The following is a 12,798-nucleotide window of genomic DNA, read 5'->3' as shown; positions in this document are numbered from 1 at the left end:
AAACAGCCTTTAAATCCGTTTAATCGGCCGAAATCGGGAAAATCGAAGCAATTTCCTGCGGCAGACGCGAAAAAACCTCGGCCAATTTATGATGCGGATAATAGAGATGGTATTTTCCTCGATGCAAGCCGGTGATGGATCTTACGATATCGGAAACTTCGGAAATTTCTCTCAATTTATCCTGTTTGGTTAGCAGCAAAATTTGATTCCCGCGTTTCGTGCTATTCGGCAAAAAAACATCGTACGGAAGGTCCGTCGGAAAGTCGATCTCAAAATCATATTCCGGGTTCAGGCCGACCTTTTCGAAGCTGCTTCGAATCTTGTCCACCGTCTCCGGATGGATCGAATCGACCTCTACATATTTATACAGCCTACGATGCAGGAATCGGCAACAAAGCTCGCTAAGAATGGAATCCTGCTCGTCGCTCCACTGCATAAACGTCGTTTGGATCAGCGATTCATCGAGCTTCAGATACTCTTTTACCGTAAGTTCGTTGGTGAATAATCCCGGAAGCGGCTGTGGCAAAAAAGCAAAATCGTAGCCTTCTTTATACAGCTCGCCTGCCCGCCTGAAAATTTGTCTCAAAATGATTTCCGAGCTTCGCGTAACCGGATGGAAATAGACCTGCCAGTACATCTGGTAACGGGACATCAGATAATCTTCGACAGCGTGCATCCCGGACTCTTTCACCACGATTCTTCCATTATACGGGCGCAGCATGCGAAGAATCCGATCGATGTCGATCGTGCCGTAATTGACGCCGGTAAAGTAAGCATCTCTAAGCAGATAATCCATACGGTCCGCATCGAGCGGGCTGGTAATCAGATTCACGACAATTTCCTGTTCGTAGTCCTTGCGGATGACCGCTGCGACTTTTTCCGGCAGGTCTTCCGACACTTCCCGCAGTACGCGGTTCACGTCGGTATCGCCCAAAATGATTTTGCAGGTCCAGTCTTCATGGTCCATATGGAAAGCTTCTTCGATCGAGTGGGAAAAAGGACCATGTCCCAAGTCATGCAGCAGCGCTGCGCACATCGCAACCATATTTTCTTCGACCGGCCAGTCCGGATAATTGTTGCGCTCGAATTGGGAAATGATACGCCGGGTGATCTCATATACGCCGAGTGAATGGGAAAAGCGGCTGTGCTCCGCCCCGTGGAAAGTGAGGTACGTCGTGCCCAACTGCCGAATACGGCGCAAACGCTGGAATTCGGCCGTATTGATCAAAGACCAGATCGTTCGATCCTGTACGTGCACATAATTATGTACGGGGTCTTTAAATACTTTCTCCTCGCGCAATGGCTTGATATAGTTCGGCATATTTTCACTCCTTTGATTTGGACTATTAAGATTATTTGTAGCTTGTCTTGAATACTTGTCTTGAATAAATGCAGGGTTACGCTTGCCTGAAACGTACCGATACCTTGCACGTTTCAGGCAAGCGCAAACCCCGGATTAAAGCAAGACAAGCTACTAGAATATCGAATTTTGTCGCACCAGGTATTCATGCCATTTCCAAACGTTTTTATCTCTTTTCATCGAAGATATGAAATATATCCCGTTGATTTTATAGACAAATTTCGGTCACATTTCATTTTTTATCAAAATTTAAGGAAATCTTCAGCCTTCTTGGGTTGACTGTTCTGGGAAACATTGTTATTATGAGGAGCATAAAAGCTAGAACAATGTCGAATAATGACACTGGTTGTATAAATGGTCAGTTTCGCCATTAACATGTACAACTGCTAACCTTTTTAAATTCATACTTTGGGAGGCAATATATGATGATGAAATCAACGGGTATTGTAAGAAAAGTAGATGAACTGGGCCGCGTTGTAATCCCGATCGAACTTCGCCGTACGCTGGGTATCGGCGAGAAGGATGCGTTGGAAATTTATGTCGATGGCGAGCGTATTATGTTGAAAAAATACGAGCCTGCTTGTATCTTCTGCGGCAATGCAGATAACGTGACTTATTTCAAAGGCAAGATCGTTTGCTACGACTGCGTCTCGGAAATCCCTGCTCCAATTGCAAAATAAGACGATAAATATATCGTATTCTTTTGCAATCCAGTTGCGAAGTAAGCGGAGTTTATTTTACTCCGATCACTTCGCAACACCAGATCCAAAACAAAATGAACGCTCCAATCATTTTATTTTGGATCTGTACCATCAATCTTTAATACTCTTAAGCTTTAATGCTCTTAAGCTCTTAACCCCTTCACCCAATCCGTCTATTCGCCATCTTCCACAATAGTTCCAATTCTGTTACACAAAATCAGTCGTTTCCGTTATAATGAAAAGACTGACAGAAAAATCGGTCCAATCGGGGATCGAAGAAGTCTTAACGATGTTAATTCTAACCTTTTTTATATCTCCTTGCACCTCCAAACGTCCGGCATCGGCGTCTGGAGGTTCTTTTTATGTTTGCATGCCTTTATCTTTTTATGCCTTGTTCCTAATCCAACAGCGCATTGTACACATCACGCTTCGACAGTCCGCGATCTGCAGCTACCTTTTTCATCGCATCCTTACGCGACAGGCTTTCCTGCTCTTCATAATGATTCACATGCTCCGCCAACTCCAACTCCTGCCACCAGGAATCTTTGCGTTCTTGTGCCTGCTCCCGGCTTTCCCCTTCTACGGCGATACAATATTCGCCGAGCGGCGGATGTTCGTTCAGCAGCGCCAACAGCTCTTCCAGCGTCCCCCGTGCCACCTCTTCATGCCGCTTTGTCAGTTCCCGTGCCAGCACCGCATTTCTTGGCCCCCAGGCTTCCAGCATCGCTTCGACCGTTTTCGCGACCCGATGCGGCGATTCGTAGAACAGCAAAGTGCCTTCGAGCTGCCCGAGCGACTCCAAAGCGATCCGACGGTCCTTATTTTCGCGGGGCAGAAATCCGGCAAACGTAAATCGTTCCGTCGACAATCCCGAGACGATCAAAGCAGACAATGCAGCGTTGGCGCCCGGCACCGGAACGACCGCGATTCCGGCTTCTATAGCGAGTTTGACAAGGTCCGATCCAGGGTCGGAAACAGCCGGCAAACCGGCATCGCTGACGATCGCCAGATTTTTTCCTTCTATTATATAGCGTATCAGTTCAGGGCCGCTGGCAGCCTTATTATGCTCATGGTAACTGAACAGTTTTTGCGGCACGATCTCAAAATGCGTCAACAGCTTGCGCGTCTGCCGGGTATCCTCAGCCGCAATCAGCTCGCATTCCCGCAACGTACGGATCGCCCGATACGTCATATCTTCCAGATTGCCGATCGGCGTCGCTACCAGATACAGCGTGCCAGCGCCGTTCGCGTTCGGTTCGAAGCTTTTTTGCACCTGCATCTTAGGCTTCTCCTCCCGGTTTCCCGTAATAAATCGTCATGATTTCTTCACAATATTCGCCCTGCTCGTTGTACACGATCAGCGGCGGCATGATTCTCATCTCCGGCTTGCCGTCTCTCAGCCCTTCGACCAGTACCATATTCGCTTCCATGCCCGCTCGCGGATGGACGAAGCGGACACGCTTCGGTTCGATCCGGTATTTGCGCATGAGCGTCAAAATATCGGCTAACCGATGCGGGCGATGCACCATCGACACTTTGCCGCCTTGTTTGACCAGCTTGCCACAGGCCTGCACCACGTCTTCCAGCGTACAATGGATCTCGTGGCGGGCAATCGCTTCGTGCATATTGGCTTTGATATCGCTTCCGGTCAGCGCGGCATATGGAGGATTCACGGTGACCGCATCATACATGCCGTGTCCCGCCGTTTCGTGAAATCCTTTTAAGTCGGCATGGTGGATCATGATCCGGTCTTGCAGATTGTTCATCGCAATACTGCGCTCTGCCATCCCGGCAAGACGCTCCTGAATTTCCACGCCTTCGATCGTAGCCTTCGTCCGGGTGGATAAGAGTAGCGGAATCACGCCGTTCCCCGTACATAGATCGAGTACGCGTCCACGCGCGGGTACGGAAGCAAAACGTCCCAACAGAACGGCATCCATCGAAAAGCTGAATACTTCCGGGCTTTGGATGATATGCAGATTTTGCGTGAGCAGGTCGTCCACACGTTCCCCCTCATACAGCGGGACTTCGTTTAACGATTTTTCTACCATTATTCTAAACGCTCCTCTTTCAAAAAAAAGCCGCAGGCAAAAAACGCCGCGGCTCTCAGACTGGTTCGTTGACCGAATTATTTATTCAAAAAAGACAGGCAGAACAAGCAGTCGCCTTCCGTGCGCAAATGGCCGTAGTACACGTTGCAGATATGGAATCCTTCGTGATACAAACGGGCCAAATTATCGTATCCTTCGCCGACCGTGTCGCTCGATTCCTCATCTTTCCTTTTCGGTTCGCTGAGGACGTTGAACGGTTCACTGCGAGCGCCTGAGACCGATTCTACCTGGACTTCCCTTTTCAAAATCTCTCGCAGACGTTCGTTTTCCGTAATAAGCCGGTGGTTATCCTCCATCAGCTCTTTGACCGCCTGCTTGATTGTGCCGAGTTCATCTTTGAAGCTTTCCACTTGCGTTTCCATCTCGTGTATTTGCGCGAAAACATTTTTCTTCTCCAAGTAAACTCCACCCCAGAGCGGTTCCGATTGACTTACTTGACGACGATGTCGTCCATGGCTAATTCCTTGACCTTGCCGATCTCGAACAACTGAACATGCACCATTCGCTTGCCGGCACTGAGTCCGACAACTTTGCCTTCACCGAGCGACGTAACGACCATCTTGCCGACAGCCGGAAGTTCTTCCTTCGAGCTCTCGTAATTGTCATGCTCGAACTTCAGGCAACACATCAATCTGCCGCAAAGTCCGGAAATCTTCGTCGGATTGAGCGATAGATTCTGATCCTTTGCCATCTTGATCGATACCGGTTCAAAATCGCCCAGCCACGACGAGCAGCACAGCACCCGTCCGCATGGTCCGATTCCTCCCAGCATCTTCGCTTCGTCCCGAACGCCAATCTGCCGAAGCTCGATACGCGTCCGGAAGATGCTGGCCAGATCTTTGACCAGTTCACGGAAATCGACCCGGCCTTCAGCCGTGAAGTAGAAAATGATCTTGTTACGGTCAAACGTGTATTCCACGTCCACCAGCTTCATTTTCAACCCGTGATCCTTGATTTTATTCAAACAGGTTGCAAACGCCTTACGGGCTGCATCCTTGTTCTCCTCGACCACGCGCGCATCCGTGTCGCCAGCGATCCGAATAACCCGCTTGAGCGGAAGCACGACGTCGCTCTCCTGCACTTGCTTTTTGCCTACAACGACCTTGCCGTACTCGACCCCCCGAGCCGTTTCCACAATCACGCACTGTTCCTGCTCGATCGGAAACTCCAAGGGATCGAAATAATATACTTTGCCCGCTTTTTTGAAACGGACTCCGACTACACTGTACAAAGCTAAACCTCCCTTGCGCGCATTCAAAACGTTAGGTCCTTGCCACCCGACCTCATGCTTAACGTCCCGGCTGCCCCGGCCAAATGAACGCGTTGACGGTTCCTTTTCCCGGAACGCGCCCGGTCAAGGGCCGAGCCTTACCAAAAACTGCTCAAGACAAAGCTGTGTGTTCATGTTGGATTTGAGCTTCTTTTTGCTCTCTGCGGCAATGGACATGCACGATATCCAATATTCCGCACTGCGGGAACCTGCCACTTGGGAGATAAACTCCAACTGATCTATGAAAACGATGTGCTCGCGCCGTTCGGAAAGAACGTAAATCATATCTCTAAACCACAAATGGAAAAGATCGAACAAGCTGTCGAGGTGCTCGCCGAGTCCCGCCTTGAAAACTTGCTGTTGGGCGGTGACGAGGCTTGCCCCGCTTCGGCCGATCGACTCCTTCCCTAATTGTATCACTACATTTCTTATTTCTGCAAACCAATTCTCTGCCGCAAGCGCTTTGCATTCTTCCGGTCCGGGCGTGAACTGGGCGGCGCAGCGCGCGGCCGGAGTCGCCAGACCTTCCACGGCTAACTCGCTTAGAATGTATTCGGCTCCCATTGCGGTAAAAGGAACGAGCTGTACGCGCGAGCGGATAGTCGGCAGCAGCGTCTGGGCATTCTCCGACAAAAGGATCGCGACGGCCGGAGCCGGCGGTTCTTCCAAAAATTTGAGCAGACTATTCGAAGCCTGCACCGTCATTTTATCGGCTTCGTCGATGATATACACTTTGCGGCCGCTGGAACCCGAGCGATAAGAGAACATCTTTTGCAGTTCGCGGATCTGTTCGATCTTGATCGATGCGCCGTCCGGTCCGATGGCCTGCAAATCGGGATGGTTCCCGTGTTCGACCTTGCGGCAGCTCAAGCATTCGCCGCAGGCGTCGCCCAGCTCCGTGCCACGTTCGCACAATAGCGCTTTGGCGAACGCGTCTGCCGCTTTGCGACGTGCGCCGCCGCCAGGGCCACTAAATAGGTAGGCGTGCGAGATCCGTTCGCTGCGCAGGCTACTGCCGAGCAATCGCTTGGCTGTTTCCTGGCCGCTGATCGTTTGTAAAGACATGAATGTGCTCCTTAAGGCGCTCGCCGTGTTCGAAATCGCTTGGGCCCGTACTCTCTACCCCCTCAAATAGTAGGTTTACGCTCGCCCGAGTGTAATCTTACCTTCATCGGGTACAGAGTACTCGTTTTCCTTCGGAAAGCCGAAAGTCGCTCTTTCGAACACGGCTCGCTGGGTATGTGGGGAAAGGGACTGAAAATCTAATCAAAAAGTCAACATTTGAAGACTGATTTGCTGCTTTTGCGGAAAATCATGACGATAGGTCAATATTTCGATTCGATTTGTGCCGAAATAAGCGCGAATCCTAAAATTTGTTGATGTTTCGTCAGCATTTTTTGAGAATGACAGCCAAAATACGGGAAATGTGTGCAAAAGATCAACAATCGGCTAGCAAAGCCGAACTCAATAGAAAATCCGAGCTGCACAGCAAATCCGAACAGTATCGTAAAGCTACCTTCTACCTTCTATCGGAAAAATCAACGACGTATATCGCTCTATACAGAACAGAATAACGCCGCAAAGCGGCGTTATGTGCGAAAATGATCATTTTCAATTTTCGGCACTCCATCAAAAGCCGCAAAAATCAGAACAGCAGGTTCATCAGCAGGCCGCGAACTTCGCCCAATTGTTCCAGCAGGTCGATTCGGCCTTCTTCGCTGGCGAGCAGTTCGTCGGCCATCGCCAACAGTTTGCCGTCGATCTCGTCGATCAGCTTGTAGCGTTTGGTACGGCCGAGGCGGTCCCAGCCTTTGGTATCTTTCATGCCGACACCGCGGCGCACGGTATCTTCAAGGAAACGCTTGACCATCGTGCGGTAAGCTTTTAGCTCGCGGATCGTCATGGAGCGTGCCAAGCGGTCGCCTTGTTTGTTGATCTCCTGCATGCGGCGTCCGAGTTCGTCCTGGGTCGCTTGCGCTTCCTGATTGCGGATCGTATCCGCGAAGCTGCGCTGCTCGACCGGACGAACCCCCGCTTCCGGCGTAATCGGCGTATTGTTTAAAGGGCGAAAGCCCGGATTGATTTTCATCACTGATCCCTGCCTTTTTATCCGTGAAGACGAGAGGTCTCCCTAAGGAGACCGAACCCTTCTTCAGGCCGGCTGTCCGCCGGTAAAATGGGTCGTGCTGTGCACTTCGCTTATTTTTCGACGGACGGCAAGGCAGCGCGCATATTGGACGCTTCCTGACCAGGAAGCATGCGTCTTAGAAATGCTCGAAACGGTCGACCGGAAGCACGAATACCGTCGCGCCGCCAACTTGTACTTCGACCGGAAGCGGCAGATAGGAATCTGTCGTCCCGCTCATTGGCGTAACCGGCGTCACGAGTTGCTCGCGTACTTTACAGCTGTTGCGAATCACGCTCATTACGGCTTCGACCTGGCTGTCATCCACACCAATCAGAAAAGTCGTATTTCCCGCTCGCAGGAAGCCGCCTGTACTTGCCAGCTTCGTTGCCCGGAAATTCGATTTTACCAGTTCGCCCGACAGTCGGTTGCTGTCTTTATCCTGCACGATCGCGATAATCAGTTTCATCCGTGGTCCCTCCCTTTCGATTGGCTGATTGTCCATACGGACAAAAAAAGCCGTGTGTCCTTTATTCGACGCGAATGAGCCAAATTCCTGCTTGCATAACCGGTCTTAGAAAATAAGCTTTTCCAGTACTCCTTTTATATCGGCAAAAACAGCGTCTTCGTTGCGCGAAGCGTCGATCATTGTAAATTGTCCTTCGTATTCGTCCATCAATTGCAAATAACCTTCGCGCACCCGGCGGTGAAAATCTTCAGCCTCCAGGTCCAAACGGTTGATCTCGCGCCCCGCATGTTTCGCATGAATGCGCTGAAGGCCAACCTCCGGCGTTACATCCAGGTAAATGTTCATTTTTGGCCAATACTCGATACCGTTCACATTAATCGCGCGCTTATTGATATCCAGCACCGCTTCGCCCAATTCGCGGCCATAGCCCTGATAGCTGAGGGAGGACATCACGTACCGATCGCAGATCACGGTTTTTCCCTGCTCCAGCGCTGGAATGACCTTTTGTATCAGATGCTCCCGGCGTGCTGCCGCATAGAGCAAACATTCGGTCAGACCGCTCATCGCGTTATCGACGTCCAGGATGACGCTACGGATTTTTTCCGCCACTTGTACGCCACCTGGCTCGCGCGTAGAAATGAAATCCGCTCCACGCTCGCGAAGATAGGTTTCGATCCGGCCGATCTGCGTCGTTTTCCCGCTACCGTCCGGACCTTCCAGTACTATAAATTTACCCGAATGCTCCATGTTTGTTTACCGCCTTCTATCTTTTTTCTGCCGAGATTCAATCGTATCGTTCTTTATTTTATTCTGACGGATGAATGCTTCGTACCCGCAGCGTCTTTAATGAAGCATCCGATGCTCCCTGGAAACGGGCGCCGGCCTCTCGCAACGTAATCAGCTGGTTAACGGTAGCTTCGGTGATTCGTTCTCCCGCATACACCAAAGGGATACCCGGCGGATAAGGAACGATCATCTCCGCCGCGATCCGTCCCGCCGCACTCTCCGTATACACCTTCTCATGCGTTGCCGATCGACGCAAATCGAACAGCACAGGCTCCGAGATTGTAGGCTTCATATTCCGAGCAATCGACAATGCCGAAGAAAAAGCTTCGTTTTGTTCAAAAAGCGACTGCTCTCGGATCTGCTGTTCCAGCGCGATACCTGTCTTTTTTTCCTCAGTCTCTTTCTGTAATTCCCGAAGCGCTGCAATCAACCTTACTGCGTCGTGCCTGCTCGTTCCGGGCCCCAGCGCCAAAACCGTTCGCCGCTCATCGCTCATCTCCGCCACGCAGCCTGCATCCGCAATACGCTGCTGAAGCCGGTAACCACTCAACAGCCCCGTAACATCCTCGATCGAAATCTTAAGCGGGTCCTGCTCCGTATAACGACGACCAACATTGCTGCTGATGGTTCCGCCGTTGCCCTCATCCAACTGCCTCGGCCGCATATAGCTGAATCGAGACAGTTGCTCCAGCTCATTACGAATATAAGCCGCTGCCTCCAGCGCATCTTTCCAGCCTTCTTCTCCTCGCTGCTCGGCCACGCTACGCGCCAGATCCAGCGAAGCCATGATCGGATAAGACGGACTGGAGCTTTGCACCATGGCTAGACGCTTGCGCAACAGGTCGCGATCCAATCGCTCTCCCTGTACATGCAGCATCGCCCCCATCGTCATTGCGCCCAGCATTTTATGCGTAGACTGCACCACGCCGTCCGCTCCTTCTGCAAGCGCCGATGCCGGAAAAGCCGAATGCAACCCGTAATGCGCCCCATGCGCTTCATCCACCAGCAAAGGAACCCCATACCGATGGCACAGCTCAGATGTCTCGTGAATGCTGCGTCCCATCCCGTAATAGTTAGGCCGGGTCAACAGCACTCCTCTGGCCTCCGGATAACGTTCCAATGCCTGCTCCAGCGAAGCTTCTCCCGGAAGCACCGATAGTCCGCTTAATGCTTCATGCTCCGAGGAAACAAATACTGCACGCGCTCCCGCCAACATCAACCCGTTTAACACGGACTTATGCACGTTGCGCTGTACGATCAGAATATCTCCCGGCTCCGAGCAAACCGTCAGAATCAACGCCAGATTCCCAACCGTGCTTCCTCCGACCAAAAAGAACGTCTCCTCTGCCCCGAAAAAAGTCGCTGCCTTCTCCTGTGCGGCTCGAATAACGCCTTCCGGATCGTGGAGATCGTCTGTTCCTTCGATCTCTGTCGCATCCATAGACAGCACCTCTGAAAATCCATACGGCACTGTTCCTTCTGTATCCCGATAAAAGTTCCCGTCTTTGTGACCAGGCACATGAAAAGAAGCTTCTTTACGTGCGGCGTAACGCAATAGCTCTGTATAAAGCGGAGCGTCGTTATGATTCGATTCCTTCATGCCGCGCCTCCCGTACCGTGCATTTTTACTTATCTATTGTACCTGATTTAGTGCCGTCGCTGAACTACATTTTATATCCGGAGCGCAAGCATGACTTTTCAACCTTCCGATTACTGCCCGTTTGCGTTATGATAATAGTAGCTTGATTCCCAATTTCGGGAACGCTTGATCTGGAACAGGAAGGAAGGTCGGACATGCTGGAGCAACAGCGCGAGAACGGCAACGCCACGATCTATCAATATCAGCTTATTCGCAAGTTTCATATCCCGCAGCTTCTGCTTTTGATTTATTTACTAGTCCCCATTCCTGTACTGCTTGTCGGAACCTTTTTGTTCTCCTGGCACGCACTTCTCTATATGCCCGCTGCTTTTCTTATTGTTCTTTGGATTCATTTTGTTGTCTCTCACTCCGTCTTGCTTATTCGCGGCCCTATGTATCGGAAAAAGTGGCGTTTGCGCTTCTCCGGCATCTGGTTCGGCTTCCTTCCTGATCAGCATATGGGGTACTCCGTTCTTCAACAAGTCCTGCTGCAAAGCCTTTGGATCGGATTCGTCTTTATCGGAGTTCTTGTCGCTTGGTTGCCGCTGCCGTTTACTTTAGCACTATTGTTCTGGCATTTTTGGTTTATGGCTCCGCGGATCTCGATCCTGCTCAGCATGAGAGGCCAAAATAAAGAGGTCATGATCAAGCTCAATCCGCAAGACGTCTCCTATTACGTACAGTAATCGTTTTTTTTCATACAACCAAAGAAAGACCGGACCCGACTTCATCGTCGGTGTACCGGTCTTTTTATTAAACTTCGCATTCTATAAGTTTTCCGTCTCTGCCGTCCTTAGTTTTCTTTCGGGACCAGCACCGTCAAATAATTACCTTCCAGTGATAAATGCACCGTCGTTCCGCCCTTTGAAAAAATGAGGATCGGATTCGGTTCTTCGAGGTTTTCCTGATCCGTTTGCTCGGTCCAGCCCCATGCTTTGATCGCATCCAAGTAAGCTGTCGGAATTTGGTCCAGGCTATCGAGTCCCGGAACCGAATAGCGTATATAGCTCATTTTCGTATTATTGGCTGTCACATCTGTTTTACTTGCTTCTTTAGGCACGGGAAAACTTTCTTCAATCGTTGCACCATCGTAGACCGCCCAGGACGAAGGCTCCTCCGATGAGCATCCCGTTAGAAGAAGAAGTGAAGTGCAGAATAGGCAAAAGGCAAAAGACATCACCTTCCGCTTCATATTCAATTCCCCCTTACATCGTTCTGCGCAATTCTATAAAATCCCCATATAGTTCTTCTCTCCCGGTTCTAAATTCCCTGCTTAAAACCGAAAGTCCCCTAGAAAAACCAGTTGATTGTTGTGCAGACTTTGACTTTTTCCCTGGTTCAAGCAGCCACCAAGGCTGATTAATCCATTTCATCATTATACCGAGGATGGTTTGGAGAACGGTTACAAAAATGTTACCGAGGGAGCGGGAGTCGGTTTCGATCTGCGCTTCGTTGTGTTTGGCCCTTTTATTAGATAAATGCTACAGCGGTAAGGGGAAAACACAAAGGCGCTCCGGTTCGAAACCGACTCCCGCTTCAGGCAAGGGGGTAGTGGAAAGCATCTTAAGCCCTCCATGCTTGAGATATTGGGGCGAAGTTTCTTTGAAGATACGGCTCTATTTTAGCCGCTGGAAAGAGGTAGCGGCTTTGCCGGCTACAGGAATTGATGGGCGAAGAAAGAGGATGGAACTGGATGTACTTGTTCTGATTTAACAAGAATGGAAGGATATTTTATATGATTCTTAGTTCCTGGTTTTTTATTATTTTATTTTTCTATATAGATTGAAAATTTTGGTGATGAAGGGTTTTGCATGAGGATGGCATACTATAAAAATAGGCTTTTTCTCTTTTTGGATAGCGTTTGGTAAACAAACCAAACGCTCTTTTCTTACATCACAACGACGGGTAGCACGCCGAGCGTAGGAAGAAGCCTTGGCGCGACTTTGGGCTTGCCGTTAGGCAAACCAGGGCAGCGACAAGGCTTCTCCCGAAGCGACCTCCCCGTGCATCCCTGTCTTTCTCCTCAAACAAAAAAAGCCTTCTCCGTTAAGAGAAGACTTCTTGATCGGCTTGGCAGCTTCCTACTCTCCCAGGACCCTGCGGTCCAAGTACCATCGGCGTTAGAGGGCTTAACGGTCGTGTTCGAGATGGGAACGTGTGGAACCCCTCTGCCATCACCACCAAACCATTTGTAGTTGAAAGAATCAACCACGAAACAAGGTTTGCACCTTGAAAACCGGATCCGAAACGATACCTTCGCGTCTGTTCGAAGTTGTTCTCTTGATGAGAACGTTGGATAAGCCCTCGACCGATTAGTACTGGTCAGCTCCACACGTT

The 12,798-nt window shown here is 50.3% G+C and carries 13 protein-coding genes and 1 rRNA gene; 2 read left to right on the top strand and 12 right to left on the bottom strand.

Features of this window, described 5'->3' with window-relative positions; translation table 11 throughout:
- Positions 1–19: 19 nt before the first annotated feature.
- The gene (locus tag WKI47_RS03520) at positions 20–1,321 is read right to left on the bottom strand and encodes an HD domain-containing protein (RefSeq protein WP_340225812.1); all 1,302 of its coding nucleotides are present in this window, start codon (positions 1,319–1,321) and stop codon (positions 20–22) included.
- 464 nt (positions 1,322–1,785) lie between these two features.
- Between WKI47_RS03520 and WKI47_RS03515 the strand changes: the two genes are divergently transcribed.
- Complete coding sequence (locus tag WKI47_RS03515; RefSeq protein WP_037286055.1) at positions 1,786–2,040, top strand: AbrB/MazE/SpoVT family DNA-binding domain-containing protein; 255 nt, start codon at positions 1,786–1,788, stop codon at positions 2,038–2,040.
- Between the two features lie 418 nt (positions 2,041–2,458).
- On the opposite strand, the gene rsmI is transcribed toward WKI47_RS03515, so the two are convergent.
- From rsmI to WKI47_RS03470, 9 genes are all read right to left on the bottom strand, one after another.
- Positions 2,459–3,340, bottom strand: coding sequence for a 16S rRNA (cytidine(1402)-2'-O)-methyltransferase (gene rsmI / locus WKI47_RS03510; protein ID WP_340225810.1), 882 nt, complete (start codon positions 3,338–3,340; stop codon positions 2,459–2,461).
- Position 3,341: 1 nt separating this feature from the next.
- Positions 3,342–4,112: a tRNA1(Val) (adenine(37)-N6)-methyltransferase gene (locus WKI47_RS03505; RefSeq protein ID WP_340225809.1), complete on the bottom strand. Its 771-nt coding sequence runs from the start codon at positions 4,110–4,112 to the stop codon at positions 3,342–3,344.
- A 77-nt stretch (positions 4,113–4,189) separates the two neighbouring features.
- A complete protein-coding gene (locus tag WKI47_RS03500; protein WP_340225808.1) occupies positions 4,190–4,570 on the bottom strand; it encodes a DNA replication initiation control protein YabA in 381 nt (126 codons plus the stop codon).
- Between the two features lie 32 nt (positions 4,571–4,602).
- Positions 4,603–5,403: a stage 0 sporulation family protein gene (locus WKI47_RS03495; protein ID WP_340225807.1), complete on the bottom strand. Its 801-nt coding sequence runs from the start codon at positions 5,401–5,403 to the stop codon at positions 4,603–4,605.
- A gap of 123 nt (positions 5,404–5,526) precedes the next feature.
- Complete coding sequence (gene holB, locus WKI47_RS03490; RefSeq protein WP_340225806.1) at positions 5,527–6,507, bottom strand: DNA polymerase III subunit delta'; 981 nt, start codon at positions 6,505–6,507, stop codon at positions 5,527–5,529.
- 580 nt (positions 6,508–7,087) lie between these two features.
- Positions 7,088–7,531: a YaaR family protein gene (locus WKI47_RS03485; protein ID WP_340225805.1), complete on the bottom strand. Its 444-nt coding sequence runs from the start codon at positions 7,529–7,531 to the stop codon at positions 7,088–7,090.
- 175 nt (positions 7,532–7,706) lie between these two features.
- On the bottom strand, positions 7,707–8,036 hold the full coding sequence (locus tag WKI47_RS03480; protein WP_037286068.1) for a cyclic-di-AMP receptor: 330 nt from the start codon (positions 8,034–8,036) through the stop codon (positions 7,707–7,709).
- 105 nt (positions 8,037–8,141) lie between these two features.
- Positions 8,142–8,783, bottom strand: coding sequence for a dTMP kinase (gene tmk / locus WKI47_RS03475; RefSeq protein WP_340225804.1), 642 nt, complete (start codon positions 8,781–8,783; stop codon positions 8,142–8,144).
- A gap of 58 nt (positions 8,784–8,841) precedes the next feature.
- Positions 8,842–10,422: an aminotransferase class I/II-fold pyridoxal phosphate-dependent enzyme gene (locus tag WKI47_RS03470; protein WP_340225803.1), complete on the bottom strand. Its 1,581-nt coding sequence runs from the start codon at positions 10,420–10,422 to the stop codon at positions 8,842–8,844.
- A gap of 194 nt (positions 10,423–10,616) precedes the next feature.
- On the opposite strand from WKI47_RS03470, the gene WKI47_RS03465 reads away from it, so the two are divergent.
- Positions 10,617–11,147: a hypothetical protein gene (locus WKI47_RS03465; RefSeq protein ID WP_340225802.1), complete on the top strand. Its 531-nt coding sequence runs from the start codon at positions 10,617–10,619 to the stop codon at positions 11,145–11,147.
- Positions 11,148–11,254: 107 nt separating this feature from the next.
- Here the strand turns inward: WKI47_RS03465 and WKI47_RS03460 are convergent, their stop codons facing one another.
- Positions 11,255–11,653 (bottom strand): hypothetical protein, encoded by a 399-nt coding sequence (locus WKI47_RS03460; RefSeq protein ID WP_340225801.1) that lies wholly within the window; start codon positions 11,651–11,653, stop codon positions 11,255–11,257.
- A gap of 876 nt (positions 11,654–12,529) precedes the next feature.
- Positions 12,530–12,646 (bottom strand): 5S ribosomal RNA (gene rrf / locus WKI47_RS03455).
- Between the last annotated feature and the right edge of the window lie 152 nt (positions 12,647–12,798).

It is taken from the genome of Saccharibacillus sacchari (assembly GCF_037722395.1).
GTDB lineage: Bacteria > Bacillota > Bacilli > Paenibacillales > Paenibacillaceae > Saccharibacillus > Saccharibacillus sacchari_A.
Note: the sequence above shows the minus strand (reverse complement) of the source record. Positions and strands in the feature narration are given on the sequence as shown.

Coding starts and splice junctions, on each gene's coding strand:
- WKI47_RS03470 (WP_340225803.1), bottom strand. CDS start 10,422: ATGAAGGAATCGAATCATAACGACGCTCCGCTTTATACAGAGCTATTG.
- WKI47_RS03485 (WP_340225805.1), bottom strand. CDS start 7,531: ATGAAAATCAATCCGGGCTTTCGCCCTTTAAACAATACGCCGATTACG.
- holB (WP_340225806.1), bottom strand. CDS start 6,507: ATGTCTTTACAAACGATCAGCGGCCAGGAAACAGCCAAGCGATTGCTC.
- WKI47_RS03505 (WP_340225809.1), bottom strand. CDS start 4,112: ATGGTAGAAAAATCGTTAAACGAAGTCCCGCTGTATGAGGGGGAACGT.
- rsmI (WP_340225810.1), bottom strand. CDS start 3,340: ATGCAGGTGCAAAAAAGCTTCGAACCGAACGCGAACGGCGCTGGCACG.
- WKI47_RS03480 (WP_037286068.1), bottom strand. CDS start 8,036: ATGAAACTGATTATCGCGATCGTGCAGGATAAAGACAGCAACCGACTG.
- WKI47_RS03460 (WP_340225801.1), bottom strand. CDS start 11,653: ATGAAGCGGAAGGTGATGTCTTTTGCCTTTTGCCTATTCTGCACTTCA.
- tmk (WP_340225804.1), bottom strand. CDS start 8,783: ATGGAGCATTCGGGTAAATTTATAGTACTGGAAGGTCCGGACGGTAGC.
- WKI47_RS03465 (WP_340225802.1), top strand. CDS start 10,617: ATGCTGGAGCAACAGCGCGAGAACGGCAACGCCACGATCTATCAATAT.
- WKI47_RS03515 (WP_037286055.1), top strand. CDS start 1,786: ATGATGAAATCAACGGGTATTGTAAGAAAAGTAGATGAACTGGGCCGC.
- WKI47_RS03520 (WP_340225812.1), bottom strand. CDS start 1,321: ATGCCGAACTATATCAAGCCATTGCGCGAGGAGAAAGTATTTAAAGAC.